Source organism: Propionicimonas sp., from assembly GCF_049840635.1.
In the GTDB taxonomy this organism is placed as follows: Bacteria; Actinomycetota; Actinomycetes; order Propionibacteriales; family Propionibacteriaceae; genus Propionicimonas.
The window spans coordinates 1,470,142-1,487,803 of sequence record NZ_JASGKL010000005.1 but is presented as its reverse complement, the minus strand read 5'-3'; the positions used below and the strand labels follow the sequence as shown (position 1 = coordinate 1,487,803).

Sequence of the window (17,662 nt, the reverse complement as noted above, 5' to 3'; positions counted from 1 at the left end):
GGCGGATCCCCTGTCCAGAATGGGCACTTGGCAAGGGATTTCTCCGTTCCTGAGTCGTGATCCTGAGCCTCGCTCAGCCCGCTCACAGATCGCGTTGGGGTCGGTTCGCTACCCTCGCTGAGGAAGATCTTCGAGGGATGTGACGCAGGTAGTGGTGGAAGAGAAGCAGGAAGAGGCCGAGGAGAAGGAACCGATCAAGGTCAACTTCTCCCTGCCCCAGATCGTCGGCGGCGCGCTCGCGGCGTCCACGGCTGCGGTGATCGGCTCCCAGCTCGGCACCGCCGGAACGGTCTTCGGCGCCGCGGTCGCCAGCATCATCGGCGGCGTGGCGGGCACGCTGTACAGCGCGGGGATCGATCGCACCCACCGGAAGGTGAGCGACGCGATCCAGCGCGGGTACGAGAAGGTGCGGGGCGACGAGCACTATGACCCGGACGCGACGCAGGGACTGGCCGCGGACGGGAGCGAGCCGCCGTCGTCGGCGCGTCCCTCGCCCGACAGCGTGCCGACCCAGGTGCTCGCGGACGTGGAGGACAGCATCTTCCGCAGCGAGTCCGACCACACCCGGGCGGACCTGGCCCCGGTCCCGGCCGCGACAGTGCCGGCGAAGAAGAGCCACAAGCGGCTGTGGCAGGTGATGGCGCTGACCGCGGGGGCGATGTTCCTGGTCAGCCTCGCCGTGATCACCGTGGTCGAGCTGGGCCTGGGCAGGGCGCTGGACGGCCAGGGCGGCACGACGGTGTCCCAGGTGGTGAAGCCCTCGGCGAAGAGCACGCCGTCCCCGACGGCGACGGTCACGGAGACGCCGACCCCGACGGCGACGGTCACGGAGACGCCGACCGCAACGTCCACTCCGACGGCGACGGAGACCCCGACCCAGGACCCGACGACCGAGGCCCCGACCCCGGCCGCCAGCGCGACGACCACCGCGACCGCCACCTCCCAGCCCGTCGGCGCCGCCACCCCGACCACCGACGACTGATTCCGTCCCCGCGCCGGGGCGCGGGGATCCCGGGTCGACAGCCCGCCCCACCTGTCATCCCGGCGAAGGCCGGGATCTGGGGAACCCGCCTGACCGCACGTGCCGTCGTCGGAGCGCGGAGATCCCGGGTCAAGCCCGGGATGACGGTGGCGGCTTCCCGTCCACGCTGAGGTGGACGCCTCTGCCGTGAGTTCACCACCGATCGGTCCACCTTGTGGTGGACGGTGGGACTGTCCGCGTTGTGGTGGACCGTTGTGCGGCGTAGTCACGCGAAAGCGTCCACCTTGTCGTGGGCGCACCACCGGCGGCCCTTCGTGACGTGCTGCGTCCATGGGCGCGGAGATCCCGGGTCAAGCCCGGGATGACGGTGGCGGGGTTGGGCGGATGGCCTTCACGGTCCCTGAGGAGCGAGCGCAGCGAGTGTCACGAAGGGCCGCCGTCTGCGTGGGCAGGCCGGCGCGGGACCCCGGGGCCGTCCCGGATGACGCGCCGGCGGCTTTCCGTCCACGCTGAGGTGGACGCCTCTGCCGTGAGTTCACCACCGATCGGTCCACCTTGTGGTGGATGGTGGGACTGTCCGCGTTGTGGTGGACCGTTGTGCGGCGTAGTCACGCGAAAGCGTCCACCTTGTCGTGGGCGCACCACCGGCGGCCCTTCGTGACGTGCTGCGGGTTCGTTCCTCACCCGCAGCACTCCTCAGGGGCCGTGACGTGGTGCGTCCATGAGCGCGGAGATCCCGGGTCAAGCCCGGGATGACGGTGGCGGGGTTGGGCGGATGGCCTTCACGGTCCCTGAGGAGCGAGCGCAGCGAGTGTCACGAAGGGCCGCCGTCTGCGTGGGCAGGCCGGCGCGGGACCCCGGGGCCGTCCCGGATGACGCGCCGGCGGCTTTCCGTCCACGCTGAGGTGGACGCCTTTGCCGTGAGTTCACCACCGATCGGTCCACCTTGTGGTGGATGGTGGGACTGTCCGCGTTGTGGTGGACCGTTGTGCGGCGTAGTCACGCGAAAGCGTCCACCTTGTCGTGGGCGCACCACCGGCGGCCCTTCGTGACGTGCTGCGGGTTCGTTCCTCACCCGCAGCACTCCTCAGGGGCCGTGTGCGGCTCCACCCCGCCTGTCATCCCGGCGAAGGCCGGGATCTCGGGGAGGCGCTCGCCGCACCCGCAGCACTCCCCAGGGGCCGTGGCGTGGTGCCGTGGGCGACTCAGAAGGTGTTCACCATGAAGGCGGCGGCTCGGGTGACGTACTCGCCGAACTCGGTGCGCTCGGGCTCGGCGAGGCCGAGGCTGTCGAGGGCGGCGTTCATGTGGGCCAGCCAGCGGTCGCGCATGTCGGGGGTGACCGCGTACGGCGCGTGCCGGATCCGCAGCCTCGGGTGGCCGCGGGTCTCCGAGTACGTGTGGGGGCCGCCCCAGTACTGCTCGAGGAACAGGCGCAGGCGCTCCTCCGCCGGCCCGAGGTCCTCCTCGGGATACAGCGCGCGCAACGGCGGGTCGGAGGCCACGCCGCGGTAGAACTCGGCCACCAGCCGGACGAAGGTTTCGTGTCCGCCGACGCGGTCGTACAGCGGGACCTCGGGTTCCATCGGTCCATTCTGCACGGCGCGAGGGCGTCCGTGGATGGGCCGGCTTGGTCGGGGCGACCAGCTCGGGTTACCGTCAAAGGGTGAGCGGAGGGGTGAGGCTGGTGTGCGTCCTCGCCGCCGTGGCGGTGCTCGGGGCGATCGCCGCTCCGGTGCCGTCCGCGCTGGCGCAGCCGCCGCGCACCGGGCCCGCGACCCCGAGCACTGCGCAGGACGTGGCCGCTCTCCGGCTGCCCTCAGAAGGTGGCGCCGCCGTGACGGACGGCAAGGGTGGGTCGGACGGGGCGCCCGGGCCGAAGGCCGGGGGGAAGGGCACCGCGACCGGCCACCCCGACTGCTCGAAGCTGAAGTGCGTGGCGCTCACCATGGACGACGGCCCGGTCGCGAACACCTCGAAGGTGCTCGACCTGCTGCGGAAGAAGAAGGTCCACGCCACGTTCTTCGTCCTCGGCCAGAACGCCCGGCTGCACCCGGGCCTGGTCCGGAGGATGCTCGCCGAGGGCCACGCGGTCGGCAACCACTCCTGGAACCACCCCCAGTTCTGGAAGATGAGCCGCGCGGCGATCGCCCGCCAGCTGGACCGGACGGACGCGCTCCTGAAGCGGATCACCGGCAAGAAGCCCCGCCTCGTCCGGCCCCCGTACGGCGAGGTCGACGCGCGGGTGCGCCGCATCGCGACGGCCGGCGGGCAGTCGCTGGTCCTGTGGGACGTCGACCCCGACGACTGGAGGGACCACGACGCCGACCTGGTCGTCCGCCGGGTGCTCCACCACGCGCGCCGCGGCTCGATCATCCTCACCCACGACGTGTGGCCCACCACGCGGCACGCCTACGCGCGGATCATCGACGGCCTGGAGGAGCGGGGCTTCACCCTCGTCACCGTCCCCCAGCTGCTGGGCAGCAAGGCCAAGCCGGGACGCGTCTTCCTGCGCCAGTAAGGTCGAGCCGCTAGGCTGCCGCTCCGGGAACGGAAGGACGGGACACCGTGGGCTGGTTCGGCTTCGTGCTCACCAACGACGACTACGTCGCGTTCACCCGGCACGCGTACTCCGAGCTGCCGGGGTACAGCGCCATCAACCGCAGGGCGCGGATCGGGATGGCCCTGCTGCCGTTGGTCTTCGCCGTGGTCTTCCTCGTGCTGCTCGACGACCCTCTGACAGCGATCGTCGGGGTCGCTTTCGCGACGATGGTCTGGTTCGGCTGGCCGTGGGCAGTCCGGCACTCCGTGACGACGCAACTGCGGCAGGTCGCGACCGTGGGCGACCTCGGCTATGTCGGTCCGGTCCGGCTCGGCTGGGACGCGAACCGCGTCTGGCAGGACTTCGCCGGGGGCGGCTGCTACGCGGACTGGTCCCGGATCAGGCAGGTTGACGAGACCCCCGACCACCTCTTCCTCGTGCTCGGCGAGACGGACGCGATGATCGTTCCGCGACGGGCCGGGGCCGGGGTGGACGCGCTCGCAGCCTTCGCCCGCACGCAGGTGGCGATGCGGCCGCCGTTGGGGCGGGTCGCACCAGGTCGACGCTGAGGCGGCGCTCCGCTCAGGGCAGGTCGACGATTCGCTCGGCGCCTCGGACGGGGACGAGTGCGCCGGCCGAGAATGCCGCGGCGTCCTCGGTGAGCGAGGCCAGCGCCGCGGGAGGGACGAGGACGGCGAAGCGCGCCACGTCCGCCCAGGCCGGCTCGCCCAGGACGGCTCCGTGGCCGGACGCCCAGTCGCGCAGCCAGTTCTCGAACCGTCCGGCGTCGCCGTGCGGTACGTCGATGCCGACCTCGACGAGCACTTCCCTGCGGACGATCGCTGCCACGTCCAGCGCGCCGGACACCGCGGACGAGTACGCGCGGACCAGCCCTCCCACCCCCAGCAGGACGCCGCCGAAGTAGCGGGTGACGACCGCGACCACGTCGGTCATGCCGCGCTGGCGCAGCACCTCCAGCATCGGCACGCCGGCGGTCCCGGACGGCTCCCCGTCGTCGGAGGACCGCTGCTGCTCGGCGTGGTGCCCCACGACGAGCGCCACGCAGTGGTGGCGGGCGTCCCAGTACTGCCGACGCAGGGCGGCGATCGCCGCCTCCGCGTCAGCGACGGAAGCCACCGGCTGCAGCGTCGCGATGAACCGCGACTTCTTCACCACCAGCTCGTGCTCGACCCGCCCCGCGATCGTCGAAGGGAGGGTCGTGGTCACCCGCCGAGCGTATCCGCCCGCGCCTGCCGGTACCGCTCCAGCGACTCCAGGCGCTCGGCCGCGTGGTCGACGATCCGCTCGGGGTAGCCGTGGGCGTACCCGTCCACCGCCTCCCACGGACGGTGCGCGAGCGCGCCCGGCAGGTGCTGAAGCTCGGGCACCCAGCGCCGCACGTAGTCGCCGGACGGGTCGAACCGCTCGCCCTGGCTGACCGGGTTGAACACGCGGAAGTACGGGGCTGCGTCCGTCCCCGTCCCGGCCACCCACTGCCAGCCGTGCGTGTTGGACGCGAGGTCGCCGTCGATGAGGTGGTCGAGGAAGTGCGCGGCGCCGTGCGGCCACCACACGTGCAGGTCCTTGGCGAGGAAGCTCGCCGTGACCATCCGGACGCGGTTGTGCATCCAGCCGCTGGCGAGCAGCTGGCGCATGCCGGCGTCGACGAACGGGAACCCCGTCCGCCCTTCACGCCAGGCGTCGAAGCCGGTGCCGGGCTCGTCGTAGGGGAGGTGCAGCGCGTGCAGGTCGGCGGCCAGCGAATCGGGACGGCGGTGGAGCACGTCGGCGTAGAACTCGCGCCAGGCCAGCTCGGCGACGAACCGTTCCGCGCCGGCGCCCGCGTGTCCGGCGAGGTCGGCGAGCAGCGTCCGCGGGTGGACCACCCCGAACTTCAGGTACGGCGACAACCCGGACGTGCCGGCCAGGTCGGGGCGGTCCCGGTCGCCGTCGTACCGGTCGAGTGCCTCGGAGAGGAACTCGGCCCAGCGGTCGAGCGCGGCCTCCTCACCGGCCGGTGGCAGGGGGACGGGGCAGGCGGCCCGTGCCTCGTCCACCAGCGCCCACGCTCGTGGGTCGCCGGGCACCCGGACCAGGTCGAGGTCGGCGGGCTCAGTGGCAGGGCCTCGCCAGCCGTGCTCCCGCCAGGCCCGCAGGAACGGCGTGAACACGCGAAAGCCCTCGCCGGACCGGTTCACCACCCTTCCGGGCGTCACGGCGTACGGCGAGCCGGTCTCGACCCAGCCGACACCCGCCTCGGCCAGCAGCGAACGCACCGCGGCGTCCCGGGCCGCCCCGTCCGGCCCGGTCTCGGTGGACACGTGCACCGCGGTGGCGCCGGTCTCCGCGGCCAGGGCGGGGATCATCGCGCGGGGATCACCGACGCGCAGGCAGAGGCGTCCGTCGTAGGCGGTGTCGAGGGCGCGCAGGGTGGCGGCCAGCCAGCCGCGGCGCACCGGGCCGGCCTGCTCGAGCAGCCCGGGATCGAGCACGAAAACCGGAACGACCGGTCCGCTCGCCGCCGCGGTCGCGAGGGCGGGATGGTCCGCGCGGCGCAGGTCCCTGCGCAGCCAGAGCAGCGTTCGTCCGGTGGTCGGCATGTTCGGGCCATCGTAGGCGGTGGCGGGTGAGGTCAGGCGCTCCCGCGGTGCCGGGGCCAGCCGTTGGTCTGCACGACCACGCCACCGGTGTGCACCAGCCGCGCGGGAAGTTCGCGCTGGGTGAGCCAGCGCGGCGCGCTGTCGCCGAGGGCGATGGCGGCGCGAGCGGCCGCGTTCGCCCGCTCGCAGGTGCGTCCGGCGACCGTGGCCATTCGCCAGGTTCCGGCCGCCGACGTCGCGGTCGAGAGGCCGCCGGGCCAGCCCATCGCGATCACGGGACGCCCGGCGGCGCTGGGCTGGTGGTCGTCGATCTCGACCTGCCAGCCGCCGTCGGGGACGTCACCGCGGACGGCGATGTCGCCGCCGAGGTTGACGAGGCAGCCGATGCCCAGCTCGGTCTCGCAGGCGTCGGCGATCCAGTCGGCCGCCCACGCGCGGACGCCGGTGCCGAGATCGAGCCGGACGCCCTCGGGGATCACGACGGTCGGGGCGTCGGCGTCGAGGTCCACGTCCCGCCATTCCGGCGATGGCCCGACCAGCCCGTCGGTCAGCTCGGCCGTCCGCAGACTCGCGGCGAGGACGCGGGCGAGCAGTGGGCTCAGCTTCTGTGGCCGGCCGGGGACGAGCGCGGCGAGCTCGGTGTCGGTGCGCGTGGGCGAGCACGCCGCCTCCAGTTCGCGGACGCGGGCTCTGGCTTCGTCCGCCACGTCGGGCAGGTCGTCCTCGTGGACGGTGAGCACCTCGAACCACGTGCCGAACGCGTCCCAGTTGGCGGCGGCGACCATCTACGCGCCGCCGGTACGGGTGTGGACCCTGCCGGAGCCGGACCGCAGCCGCGCGGCCTCCGCGGTGGTCGTCGCGACCGTACCGGTGTGCGTGGTGACGACCGTCGTGGTCGCGGCCGCCGCGGCGGGAGCGAGGGTGAACCAGCCGGCGACGCCGCCGAAAGTCGCGCCCAGCAGCCCGAGTCCCACCCCAGCGACCCGCGCAGCCTGGGTTCCGCGACGGCGGTCCTCGTCCGGCTGGCTCATGCGTTCAGTCTCGCGAGCGGTCATGTGTTCCGCCTGTGCGCCGGCTGGGGCTGTGCTTTCGGCGCGCCCGACGATGCTCGAAGCGGTGGCCGGGAGGAATTGCCCACTTTGTGGCTGTTTCCGCGGTGTGTGGGGGCAGTTTCGGGGCACAGGAGGGGCGATTCCTCTCAGCGGCGCCGGAAGGCTCCGCGCTGCACGCCGACGAACGGCCGCCGGGTGTCCGGCCGGCCGGCTCGAACCAGGTCAGGCCAGGGCGCTGCCGTGCAGGACGACGGGCGCGACGCCCACGTCCTGGGTGGTGATCGTGGGGAGGGCGTCGCCGCGGACGCGCTTGACGATCCGACTCAGGGCCACATCGGTGATGTTCAGGAAGCTCGCCAGGTCGCGCTGGGTGACCCGCTGGACGAGGCCGGGGTGCTCCCGCAGCAGGCTGCGGTAGCGCTGCTCGGGCGTGCTGCGCAGCCAGGCCGCGTCCGCCTGCAGCGTGGTGGCGTGCATGAGCGCGATCGTCATCGTCAGCCGCGCCCACTGCAGGTACTGGGTGGAGAGGTGCTCGATCACCCGGTAGCTCGCCCGCAGCAGCAGGCTGTGCTCGATCGCGGTCACCGTGTGGACGGTCTCGGCGGCGACGGCGGCGCGCAGGCTCTCCGAGCGGGGATGCAGTCCGCGGCTCGCCACCCGCCGGACCCCTTCGCTGCCGAGGGCCGACATGGAGGCGAGGACGTCGCCCTCCTCGGGGAAGAACACGGTGGTCAGCCGGTCGCCCTCGCAGGGCATCTGCGCCTTGAACAGGCCGCGCTGCACGAAGTAGATGTACGGGTGGTGCTCGCCGACGCTGAACAGGACCGTGCCGGGCTCCACCCGCACCACCCGCACGTTGCTGGCGAAGAGGTCCCACTGGGGGAGTTCGCAGCCCGCGTAGGCCTCGAGGAGGAGCCGAAGGCTCCGCATCGCGTGACCGGTGGCCGCGCCGTCGACGCTCATCGGAACCTCCTCGTCCGGCAGGGGGCTGCCGCAGCAAGAATCTGCCATTCGGGGCCCGACCGGCGCAATTGACCTGGGTCAATGCCTGCCGTACGAGCTTTGATACAGGTTAGCCCCCGGTTGGCCCGCCGCGCTGGCCGTCTGAGAGGTTTCCCCCATGCCTGGTTGTGCTGGGGGGCGCCACCAGGCGCGAGGGGAGATCCGCACGGTCGGAGCCGCCTGGCGGCGGACCGGCCTGCGAGGTCCCGGGGACTGAGGGGTCCTGCGTCCCGGGCCGATTCCTCTCGCGGCCGTGTCAGAGCCGCGCGCCGGGCGTCCGGTGTCTGCGACGAAGGGCACGGCCACCCCGAACTTCCGCCCCAGGCCGCGCCCACGGGTGCGCCGGGGCGGACGCCCGGCGTGTGTCGACGGCAGTGGGTGGCGGCCCGTTGCGCGTCGGCCGGCGTCGGGCCGGCGGACCAGCCCGGCTCCCCGTCAGGGCGGGTCCGCGGGTGGACGCCCGGGCCCCGGTCCGGGCGTTCGTCCTTTCCGGCGTCAGCCGAGGGGGACGAGGTTCCTCACGACGGCGAACCCGATCGCGACCACACCGAGCCCGATGTACCACCGGCGCTGGTCGAGCCGGCGTCCGGGCAGTCGGACGGTAGGGCCACCGAGGGCCTCCACGAGCCAGCCCACGGAGGCGAGCGCCAGCCCGACGAGCAGGAGGAAGACGAACGGGTTCGCCCGCCACGCCGCGGCGACGTCCCCGTGCAGCAGGGACGCGCCCAGGGTGGTCGACCCGCAGAACGGGCACAGGGTGTGGGTCAGCGCGCGCCACGGGCACGGGACGCCCACGCCGGCCACCGCGTAGGCGCCGCTGAGCGTCAGACCGACGGCACCGAACACGGCGACGGATCGCAGCCGCAGGCGGGCGGCGGCCGCGCGGGAAGCGTCGGCATTCGGCACGCCGCCATTATCGACCCATATCCAGAGCCACCCCTCCCGCCCTAGGATCGGCCCATCAGTCCACCGAGGAGAGAGAATGTCGGACCAGAACCCGAACACCCCGGACCCGAGCGACGCAGTTCCGGGCTACGAGCCGCCTGCGACCCCGGAGCCGGCTGCGCCCGCCACCCCGCCGACGTACACCCCGCCGAGCGCCACCGAGCCGCCGGCGTACACCCCGCCCGCTGAACCACCTGCCTACACCCCGCCCGCCGAGCCGCCGGCGTACACCCCGCCCTCGAGCACGGGCGGCTACGAGCCGCCGGCCTCCGCGGGCTACCCGCCGCCGCCCAGCACGGGGGGTTATGAGCCGCCCGCGTCCGCCCCGTCTGCAGGGGGCTACGAGCCGCCCGCGTCCGGTGGGTACAGCGCTCCCGCCACCGGCGGGTACGGCGCCCCGGCCTCCGGTGGCTACACCCAGCCGCCGGCCGGCGGTGGGTTCCCCGAGCCGCCCGGTCCCGGTTCCTTCCCGCCTCCGCCGGGGTATGGCCAGCAGCCGGCCTACGACCCGAACGCCTACCCCGGAGCGGGCGGCGGTTACCCCGTCGCACCCGTCCCGGGGGGCGCTCCCGGCGGGCTGGCCGACTGGCCCAAGCGCGCGCTGGGCGGCCTGGTCGACTACGTCGCCGCGGGGGTGGTGATCGCGATCATCGTGAACATCCTGAGCAACGTCTCGTCCGGACTCGGCACGGTGGTCAACATCATCCTGTCGGTCGGCTGGATGTGCTACCTGGGTTACAAGAGCGGCACCACGGGCGTGACCTTCGGACGCAGCCTCGCCAAGACGAAGCTGGTCGCGGAGAGCGGCCAGCCGCTCGGAGTCACGAACGGCATCATCCGCCAGTTCGCGCACATCATCGACTCGATCATCTGCTACATCGGCTGGCTGTTCCCGCTGTGGGACGCCAAGAAGCAGACGCTCGCCGACAAGATCATGAAGACCGTCGTGATCGACAACTCCGCCGACCCGAACGCCAGCACCTACAACTGGCAGTGACGGCCGGCTCCTGAGGAGCAGCCACAAACGCCACCAGACACGCAGAAGCCGCCGAGCATTCGGCGGCTTCTGTGCGTCGTCCACCGACGGCACGAAGGAACCGTCCCCCCGTGCCGGATCCGGGGGGACGGTTCCTTCGTGCCGGGCCCGCGGGGACGGACCTTGCCACCGTGGATCGTTGGGGACGGTTCCTGGCGTGCCGCCGCTGGCGTCCGTCCTCGCCGGGCCGGCCTGCGGAAGGTGCTCGGCCGCCCCTGGCCCTGTGGCGCGAAAGGCGAACCGTCCCCGGTCTCGCGCCGGACGGTGTGCGCCACCCATCGTCGGTGAGGGCCACCGTTCCCGTCGAGAGCCCTTGTCCGGACAGGCGCGCTCGGCACGAACGGTGGCCCTCGTTCGTGGACGGTGGCTGTCGGCGTTCGGGCGGCAGGATAGGAACCGTCCCCGGCGGTTCACGGGCGCTGGCTGTCGGGGTCTGGGCGGCACGATAGGAACCGTCCCCGGCGGTTCACGGGCGCTGGCTGTCGGGGTCTGGGCGGCACGATAGGAACCGTCCCCAGCGGTTCACGGGGGCGGGCCGGTCCGCGGATCGCGGTCAGGAGCCGCCGGCCCGTTGGCGCGAGAGGAGAACCGTCCCCGGTTTCGCGCCAGGCCGGCTCAGGGCTCGAAGCGGTAGCCGACGCCGGGTTCGGTGATGAAGTGGCGGGGGGTGCCGGGGGCGTCCTCCAGCTTGCGGCGGAGCTGCGCGAAGTAGACCCGCAGGTAGTTGGTCTCCTTCTCGTAGCCGGGGCCCCACACCTCGGCCAGTAGTTGCGCGCCCGACACCAGCGCCCCCGGACGCCGCAGCAGCGCCTCGACCAGGTGCCACTCCGTCGGCGTCAGGCGCACCTCCGCCCCGTCCTTGGTCGCCCGCTTGGCCGCCAGGTCGAGGGTGAAGGACGCGGTGGTCACCACCGGCCCCGCCGCGAGCTCGTGGACGTCCGAGCGCCGCAGCGCCGCGCGCACCCTGGCCACCAGCTCGTCCATCCCGAACGGCTTGGTGACGTAATCGTCGGCGCCGGCGTCCAGCGCCCGCACCTTCTGCGCCTGGCTGTCGCGCGCCGACAACACGATCACGGGGACGGTCGACCAGCCGCGCAGTCCGGCGATCACCTCGACGCCGTCGATGTCGGGCAGCCCGAGGTCGACGATCACCAGGTCGGGCGCGTCCGCAGCCGCGGCGCGCAACGCTGCCGTGCCGGTGCCGACGGCTTCCACCTCGTACGACCGCGCCTTCAGGTTGATGACCAGCGCCCTGCGCAGCGCGGGCTCGTCCTCAACGATCAGCAGCCGCGGCATCGGCCACCTCCAGGGTCACGGTCATGGTCAGGCCCCCACCGGGGGTCTCGGACGGGGTGAGGGTACCGCCCATCGCCTCGGTGAAACCGCGCGCGATCGCCAGCCCCAGCCCGACCCCGGTCGTCGCCCGGTCGCCGAAGTGCTGGAAGGGGGCGAAGATCTCGGCGAACCGCTCGGGGGAGACCCCGGGGCCGTGGTCGACCACCCGGACCGCCACGTGCCCGTCCTCCGGCTCCGCGGAGACGAGTACCTTCTCGCCCTCCGGCAGCAGCCGGTCGGCGTTCGCGACCAGGTTCGACAGGACGCGCTCGAGCAGCCCCGCGTCCGCGCGGATCAGCGGCAGGTCCTCGGGGATCGCGAGCTCCACGCGTCCCTCGCCCAGCCGGACGACGCCGGCCAGCACCTCCAGCAGCGCGGTCGGCCTCGGGTGGACGACCAGCGCTCCCGCCCGCAAGCGGCTCGCGTCCAGAAGGTTCGCGATGATGTCGTTGAGGCGGCGGGCGTGCTCCTCGATGGTCTCCAGCAGTTCGGCCTGGTCCGCCGGGTCGAGCGTGATGTCGGTCTGGCGCAGGGTGGACGCGGCGGCCGTGATCGCGGCCAGCGGGTTGCGCAGGTCGTGGCCGACGGCCGCCAGCAAGCTCGCCCGCAGCTCGTCGATGCGGCCCAGCTCCTCCGCGCGGCGGGCCTGGCCGGCCAGCTGGCGGGTGCGCCACAGGCGTCCGGCGGCCAGGGCGAGCGAACTGAGCAGCCCCCGGTCCTCGCCCAGCCGCTCCGGCCCGCTGAGTTCCAGCACCAGCCGTTCGCCGGCCGGCACCGTGATCACCGTGTCGTCGGGTTCGGGTGTGCCGGACGCGGCGAGCGTCCGTCCGTCCTCGGTGAGGCTCACCGCGTGCATGCCGTACAGCGCCCTGGCGTCGGCCAGCGCCAGCTCGACCGACTCCGGCTCGTGCTCGCGGTTGCCGACCTCGGCCAGCAGTTCGGCCTCCAGCCGCGCGCGCTCGGCACGTCCGCGTGATCGGGCGCCGACCTCGGTCACCACCCCGACCAGCGCGGCCACGGCGGAGAAGATGAGCAGGTCGACCAGCTCGTTGCCGTTCGCGACCAGCAGACTGCCGTACGGGCGGGTGAAGAAGAAGTTGGCCAGGCCGAGGCTGATCGCTGTCGCGGCCAGGGCCGGCAGCACCCCGCCCACGACGGACGCGGCCACCGTGACGAGCACGAACAGCAGCAACACCGTGTCCAGGCCGAGTCGGTCGCGGATGCCCAGCAGCGCCAGGGTGAGCAGCGGCGAGCCGAGCCCGGCCACACCGAAGCCGTACAGCTGGCGGCGCCGGGACAGCCGCGTCCCGAGACCGCTGACCGGTCCGGTGCCGAGGTGCTGGCTCACCTCTGAGAGCTTGCCAGACTCCGATCGCGTCCGCGTCCCACCGGCGTCGTGTCAGCGCCACCGAGGGTGGTCACGCCCGCAGGCTGGGACACCACGGCGGAGGACGAGGTCCGAGAGGCCGTGGGACGGGCGTCCGCCGGACGCGGCGCCGGCGGCACGGCGATCTCCGCGTCCGCGCCCGGCCGGGCGAGGCTGTACGGCGCGGCGGACGACAGCTGGTACGGCACGCTGGTGACCATCACGCCGGGCATGTAGAGCAGCCGTGTCTTCAGGCGCAGGGCGCTCTGGTTGTGCAGCACCTGCTCCCACCAGTGGCCGACGACGTACTCGGGGATGAACACCTGGACCACGTCGCGCGGGCCGACGTGGATCTTCGACAGGTAGTCGAGGACCGGCTCGGTGAGGTCGCGGAACGCCGACTGCACAACGGTCAGCGGGACGGGGATCTCGCGGGCCTCCCACTCCTCGACCAGCTTTCGGGTGCGTGCCGGGCTGGTGTCGACCCGCAGCGCGGTGATCGTGCTGGGACGGATCGCGCGGGCGAAGGCGAGCGCCTTCAGCGACGGCTCGTTGACCTGGCTGATCAGCACGACGGCGTGGATCCGGCTCGGCAGGGTGATCCCGGCGGCCCGCGGCGCGAGCTGGTGGGAGACCCGCCGGTAGTGGCGGTGGATCCTGACCATCACGAAGAACAGCACCGGGATGGCGATCACGACCAGGTAGGCGCCGTGGGTGAACTTGGTGAAGAGGACGATCACGAGCACGACGGCGGTGGCGACGGCGCCGACGGCGTTGACCAGCAGCGATCCGACCAGCTTCGGCGTCCAGCCCTGCTCGACGGCGCGGCGGCGCCAGTAGACGACCATCCCCGACTGGCTGAGGGTGAACGAGACGAACACGCCGAGGATGTAGAGCTGGATCAGCCGGGTGACCGAGCCGTCGAAGACGACGATCAGGCCGCCGGCGATCGAGGCGAGGATGAGGATGCCGTTGCTGAAGACCAGGCGGTCGCCGCGGCGTCCGAGCTGCTTGGGCATGTAGCGGTCCTCGGCGAGGATGGACGCCAGGATCGGGAACCCGTTGAACGCGGTGTTGGCCGCGAGCACCAGGATCAGGGTGGTGAAGCCCTGGACGGCGAAGAAGCCGAGGCTGTTGTTTCCGAACACGGCTGCGGAGAGCTGGGCCAGCACCGTCCGCTGCTCGTAGCCGGCCGGGACGTTGGTGAGCTGGTCGACGCTGTCGGCGATGTGGATGCGCGACCAGGTGCTGAGCACCGAGATGCCCAGCATCATGGCGATGCTCAGCCCGCCCATGGCGAGCAGGGTCAGGGACGCGTTGTGGGCTTTCGGCTTGCGAAAGGTGGGGACGCCGTTGCTGACGGCCTCGACGCCGGTCAGCGAGGTGCAGCCGGACGCGAACGCGCGCAGCAGCAGGAGGATCAGCGCGGCGCCGGCCGGGCTGACGCTGGTGAAGCCGAGGTCGGCGGATTCCGCGACCGGGGTGTGGCCGTTCAAGGCGTTCCAGAAGCCGACGCCCAGCATGACGAAGACGCTGAGGATGAAGCCGTAGGTGGGGATCGCGAACATCGTCCCCGACTCGCGCACGCCGCGCAGGTTCATCAGGGTCAGGACGAGGATGAACGCCAGGCACAGCCCGACGCTGTACGGCCGCAGGTTCGGGAAGGCGGAGACGAAGTTCTCCACGCCGGACGCGACCGAGACCGCCACCGTCATCACGTAGTCGACCATCAGGGCGGCCGCCGCGACGAGGGAGGCGTTGCGTCCGAGGTTCGCCCGGGAGACGGCGTAGGCGCCGCCGCCGTCGGGGTAGGCGTGGCAGGTCTGGCGGTAGCTCAGGGTGACCAGGGCGAGCAGCGACACGACCGCGACCGCCACCCACGGGGTGAGCAGCAGCATGGACGCCCCGCCGAGGGCCAGGACGAGGATGATCTCCTGCGTGGCGTAGGCGTTGGACGAGATCGGGTCCGAGCAGTAGACGGGCAGGGCGAGGCGCTTGGGCAGCAGCGTCTCGCCCATCTGGTTGGAGCGCATCGGGTTGCCGACGAGCAGCCGCTTGGGCAGCCGGAACGGAGTGGTCACCCCTCCAGCCAAGCCGCACGCCCCTCGGCCTTCCACTTCCTTGACGCGTCCTTGACGCCCCCGCCCCCGACCTTGACGCGTCCTTAGCGGTGGCGGGATCTGCCGGCAGTTTGCGCCTTTCGGCACCGATTGGGCCCGGCGACGACCCCGCGTCTCCGGATCTGCGCCTTTCGGCCCCTCACCGGTCCAGTCACGCGAACGTGTTCGGGGCCGAAAGGCGCATTCCGTCGTCCGGGCGGGATGAAGTCGAATGATCAGGGGCCGAAAGCCGCGCTTCGGGTCGACGCGCGGTCGTGATCGGCGAACGAGGGCTAGGTTGGCCGCGTGCGCGCGTTGGTGAAGACGGCCCCCGGGCCGGGCCTCGAACTGGTGGACGTCCCTGAGCCGGAGTGCGGGCCCGCGGACGTGAAGCTGCGGGTGCTGCGGGCGGGGCTGTGCGGCACCGACCTGCACCTGGAGGGCTGGGACGACTGGGCGGCGTCCACCGTCATCGCGCCGCTGACCATCGGGCACGAGTTCTACGGGGAGGTCGTCGAGGTCGGGCACGAGGTCACCGGGGTGAAGCCCGGCGACCGCGCGTCCGGCGAGGGCCACATCGTCTGCGGGCGCTGCCGCAACTGCCGCGCCGGTCGCCGGCACGTGTGCATCCACACCGTCGGGCTGGGCGTGAACACCGACGGCTGCTTCGCCGACTACGTCGTGATCCCCGCCGCCAACGTCTGGCTCCAGCCGGACGCGATCGACGCCGAGCTCGGCGCGATCTTCGACCCCCTCGGCAATGCCACCCACACGTCTCTGCAGTGGCCGGTCGTCGGTGAGGACGTGCTCGTCACCGGGGCCGGCCCGATCGGGGTGATGGCGGCAGCGATCGTGCGGCACGCCGGGGCGAAGCACGTCGTCGTCACCGACGTCTCCGACTACCGGCTCGGGCTGGCCGCGGCGGTCGGCGCCGACCTGTGCGTGAACGTCGCCCGGACCCGGATCGCCAACGCGCAGGCGCAACTCGCCATGCTGGAGGGCTTCGACATCGGTCTGGAGATGTCCGGCGCGCCGTCCGCCGTCGCCGAGATGCTGGCCAACCTCAACCACGGCGCCAAGGTCGCCATGCTCGGCCTGCCGAATGACCCCTACCCGATCGACTGGGGACGCGTGATCACCCACATGATCACCATCAAGGGCATCTACGGACGCGAGATGTTCGAGACCTGGTACCTGATGAGCTCGATGCTGGCCACCTCGCCCGCCCTCGCGGACGCCGTCCGCTCTGTGATCACCCACCGCTTCCCGGCCGAGCAGTGGGCGGACGCCTTCGCGACCGCACGCAGTGGCGAGTGCGGCAAGGTCATCCTGAACTGGGAGTGAGCCCCCGGGTCAGGCCCGGGGTGACCCGTTGTTCGCGTGTCGTTCGGACGCATCAGTCCGTGGCGGGCTCCGTCCGCCCGTGGGAGAGCGGGTCGGCCTGGTCGCGGGCCGCGCGGATCGCCCGACGTCCGGACGGGAGGGCGAGCGCCACCGCTGCGGCGACGAAGGTGACCAGCCCGGACGCGACCAGCACAAACTCCACCGAGCGGACGTCGGCGAGCGGCCCGAACACGGCCATCCCGACCGGCATGGCGGTCGCCGACACGATCCCGAAGAAGCCGAACACCCGGCCCTGCCGCTCGGGCTCGACGGTCTCCTGCAGCACCGTCATCGACGGGGTGGAGAAGGCCGGGACGGCCACGCCGACCAGAAACATGAAGCCGTAGAACACCCACAGGTTCGTGGACAGGCCCATCCCGATCGACAGCGCTCCGAACGAGATCGACGCGCCGATGATCAGCGTCATCCGGCTGAACCGCTTGCCCCAGAGGCCGATGGTGGCGCCGGCCAGCATCATGCCGGTCGAGAAGGACAGCTCGAGCACGGTGAGCTTCCACACCTCCTCGCCGAAGGTGCGCGCCACCATCAGCGGGGTGAGGAAGGACGGGGCCGCGGCCAGCACCATCACCACGGCGTACAGGCCCAGCAGCCACCGGATCAGTGGGTGGCCGACGACGTAGCGGAAGCCCTCGGCCAGGTCGGTGACGTACCCGACGGGCGCCGACTCCGTCCGGGCCACCCTGGAGACAGGGACGAGCGCCAGCAGGCCGATGCCGATGGCCGCGGTGGCGACGTCGATCGACAGGATGCCGGCCAGCGGCAGCGTGGCGTAGAGCAGCGCAGCGACCGGCGGACCGACGAGCATCATGCCGGCCTGGATGGTCTGGCTGAGCCCGTTGATCGCCAGCAGCCGGTCGGCCGGCACCAGTTGCGGCACGAGCGCTCCGACCGCGGGGGTCTGGATACCCGCGCCGACCGACCGGACGGCCAGCGCGAGGTAGATCAGCCACAGGTCCGCCTGGCCGGCGAACATCAGCAGGGCCAGCGTGAGGGTGGCGGCGGCGATCGCCGCGTCCGCCCCCATGATCAGGAACTTGCGGTTGTGCCGGTCGGCCCACACCCCGCCGAAGATCGACACGACCGCCTGCGGCAGGAAGCCGAAGATCGTGGACAGGGCGAGGACGGTACCGTCCTTCGTCGTCAGCGTGAGGTACCACATCACGGCGTACTGGACGAGCATCGACCCGAACAGCGACACCATCTGGCCGCTGAGGAACAGGGCGACGTCGCGGCGCCAGCCGGGACGTGCCGTGGGTGCGACGGCCGGTTCCGTGGACATCCCGCCATTGTGCGTGCCGG

Annotated in this window: 15 protein-coding genes and 1 pseudogene; 5 read left to right on the top strand and 11 right to left on the bottom strand. The window is 72.3% G+C overall.

All coding sequences use genetic code 11. The features are described 5' to 3' along the window. Positions 1-154: 154 nt before the first annotated feature. Positions 155-982, top strand: a complete 828-nt coding sequence (locus QM779_RS12595) for a hypothetical protein (RefSeq protein ID WP_428535716.1) — start codon at positions 155-157, stop codon at positions 980-982. Between the two features lie 1,205 nt (positions 983-2,187). On the opposite strand, the gene QM779_RS12590 is transcribed toward QM779_RS12595, so the two are convergent. Then, positions 2,188-2,568, bottom strand: coding sequence for a globin (locus QM779_RS12590; RefSeq protein WP_428535714.1), 381 nt, complete (start codon positions 2,566-2,568; stop codon positions 2,188-2,190). A gap of 80 nt (positions 2,569-2,648) precedes the next feature. Here QM779_RS12590 and QM779_RS12585 point away from each other — a divergent pair, with 80 nt between their 5' ends. Then, the gene (locus QM779_RS12585; protein WP_428535712.1) at positions 2,649-3,503 is read left to right on the top strand and encodes a polysaccharide deacetylase family protein; all 855 of its coding nucleotides are present in this window, start codon (positions 2,649-2,651) and stop codon (positions 3,501-3,503) included. A gap of 47 nt (positions 3,504-3,550) precedes the next feature. Then, complete coding sequence (locus QM779_RS12580) at positions 3,551-4,093, top strand: YcxB family protein (RefSeq protein WP_428535710.1); 543 nt, start codon at positions 3,551-3,553, stop codon at positions 4,091-4,093. A 13-nt stretch (positions 4,094-4,106) separates the two neighbouring features. Here the strand turns inward: QM779_RS12580 and QM779_RS12575 are convergent, their stop codons facing one another. The 6 genes from QM779_RS12575 to QM779_RS12550 all read right to left on the bottom strand — a co-directional run bounded on the left by QM779_RS12575 (position 4,107) and on the right by QM779_RS12550 (position 9,084). Beyond that, positions 4,107-4,751 (bottom strand): IMPACT family protein, encoded by a 645-nt coding sequence (locus QM779_RS12575; RefSeq protein ID WP_428535708.1) that lies wholly within the window; start codon positions 4,749-4,751, stop codon positions 4,107-4,109. Then, the gene (locus QM779_RS12570; RefSeq protein WP_428535706.1) at positions 4,748-6,124 is read right to left on the bottom strand and encodes a cryptochrome/photolyase family protein; all 1,377 of its coding nucleotides are present in this window, start codon (positions 6,122-6,124) and stop codon (positions 4,748-4,750) included. The genes QM779_RS12575 and QM779_RS12570 overlap by 4 nt, the downstream gene beginning before the upstream one ends. A gap of 32 nt (positions 6,125-6,156) precedes the next feature. Next, entirely contained in the window at positions 6,157-6,909 is a 753-nt protein-coding gene (locus QM779_RS12565) for an FAD:protein FMN transferase (protein ID WP_428535704.1), read from the bottom strand. Then, entirely contained in the window at positions 6,910-7,155 is a 246-nt protein-coding gene (locus QM779_RS12560) for a hypothetical protein (RefSeq protein WP_428535702.1), read from the bottom strand. It abuts the gene before it with no gap. A 243-nt stretch (positions 7,156-7,398) separates the two neighbouring features. Further along, complete coding sequence (locus QM779_RS12555) at positions 7,399-8,139, bottom strand: Crp/Fnr family transcriptional regulator (protein ID WP_428535700.1); 741 nt, start codon at positions 8,137-8,139, stop codon at positions 7,399-7,401. A 534-nt stretch (positions 8,140-8,673) separates the two neighbouring features. Continuing rightward, positions 8,674-9,084 carry a DUF2752 domain-containing protein gene (locus QM779_RS12550; RefSeq protein ID WP_428535698.1) on the bottom strand — a complete coding sequence of 137 codons (411 nt, stop codon included), beginning with the start codon at positions 9,082-9,084 and terminating at the stop codon, positions 8,674-8,676. Between the two features lie 76 nt (positions 9,085-9,160). Between QM779_RS12550 and QM779_RS12545 the strand changes: the two genes are divergently transcribed. Then, on the top strand, positions 9,161-10,120 hold the full coding sequence (locus QM779_RS12545) for an RDD family protein (RefSeq protein WP_428535696.1): 960 nt from the start codon (positions 9,161-9,163) through the stop codon (positions 10,118-10,120). A 654-nt stretch (positions 10,121-10,774) separates the two neighbouring features. On the opposite strand, the gene QM779_RS12540 is transcribed toward QM779_RS12545, so the two are convergent. From QM779_RS12540 to QM779_RS12530, 3 genes and pseudogenes are all read right to left on the bottom strand, one after another. Then, positions 10,775-11,455 (bottom strand): response regulator, encoded by a 681-nt coding sequence (locus tag QM779_RS12540; protein WP_428535694.1) that lies wholly within the window; start codon positions 11,453-11,455, stop codon positions 10,775-10,777. Continuing rightward, entirely contained in the window at positions 11,433-12,842 is a 1,410-nt protein-coding gene (locus QM779_RS12535) for a sensor histidine kinase (RefSeq protein ID WP_428535692.1), read from the bottom strand. Before QM779_RS12535 ends, QM779_RS12540 begins: the two co-directional genes overlap by 23 nt. A 200-nt stretch (positions 12,843-13,042) precedes the next feature. Further along, positions 13,043-14,941 (bottom strand): annotated as a pseudogene (locus tag QM779_RS12530) (amino acid permease); the annotation flags it as partial. A 324-nt stretch (positions 14,942-15,265) separates the two neighbouring features. Between QM779_RS12530 and tdh the strand changes: the two are divergent. After that, positions 15,266-16,303: an L-threonine 3-dehydrogenase gene (gene tdh / locus QM779_RS12525; protein ID WP_428535690.1), complete on the top strand. Its 1,038-nt coding sequence runs from the start codon at positions 15,266-15,268 to the stop codon at positions 16,301-16,303. Between the two features lie 52 nt (positions 16,304-16,355). On the opposite strand, the gene QM779_RS12520 is transcribed toward tdh, so the two are convergent. Continuing rightward, on the bottom strand, positions 16,356-17,642 hold the full coding sequence (locus QM779_RS12520) for an MFS transporter (protein ID WP_428535688.1): 1,287 nt from the start codon (positions 17,640-17,642) through the stop codon (positions 16,356-16,358). Positions 17,643-17,662 lie beyond the last annotated feature (20 nt).

Excerpts from the sequence above, each read along its gene's own strand:
- QM779_RS12570 (WP_428535706.1), bottom strand. The coding sequence starts at position 6,124 with ATGCCGACCACCGGACGAACGCTGCTCTGGCTGCGCAGGGACCTGCGC.
- QM779_RS12540 (WP_428535694.1), bottom strand. The coding sequence starts at position 11,455 with ATGCCGCGGCTGCTGATCGTTGAGGACGAGCCCGCGCTGCGCAGGGCG.
- QM779_RS12590 (WP_428535714.1), bottom strand. The coding sequence starts at position 2,568 with ATGGAACCCGAGGTCCCGCTGTACGACCGCGTCGGCGGACACGAAACC.
- QM779_RS12555 (WP_428535700.1), bottom strand. The coding sequence starts at position 8,139 with ATGAGCGTCGACGGCGCGGCCACCGGTCACGCGATGCGGAGCCTTCGG.
- QM779_RS12565 (WP_428535704.1), bottom strand. The coding sequence starts at position 6,909 with ATGGTCGCCGCCGCCAACTGGGACGCGTTCGGCACGTGGTTCGAGGTG.
- QM779_RS12545 (WP_428535696.1), top strand. The coding sequence starts at position 9,161 with ATGTCGGACCAGAACCCGAACACCCCGGACCCGAGCGACGCAGTTCCG.
- QM779_RS12520 (WP_428535688.1), bottom strand. The coding sequence starts at position 17,642 with ATGTCCACGGAACCGGCCGTCGCACCCACGGCACGTCCCGGCTGGCGC.
- QM779_RS12560 (WP_428535702.1), bottom strand. The coding sequence starts at position 7,155 with ATGAGCCAGCCGGACGAGGACCGCCGTCGCGGAACCCAGGCTGCGCGG.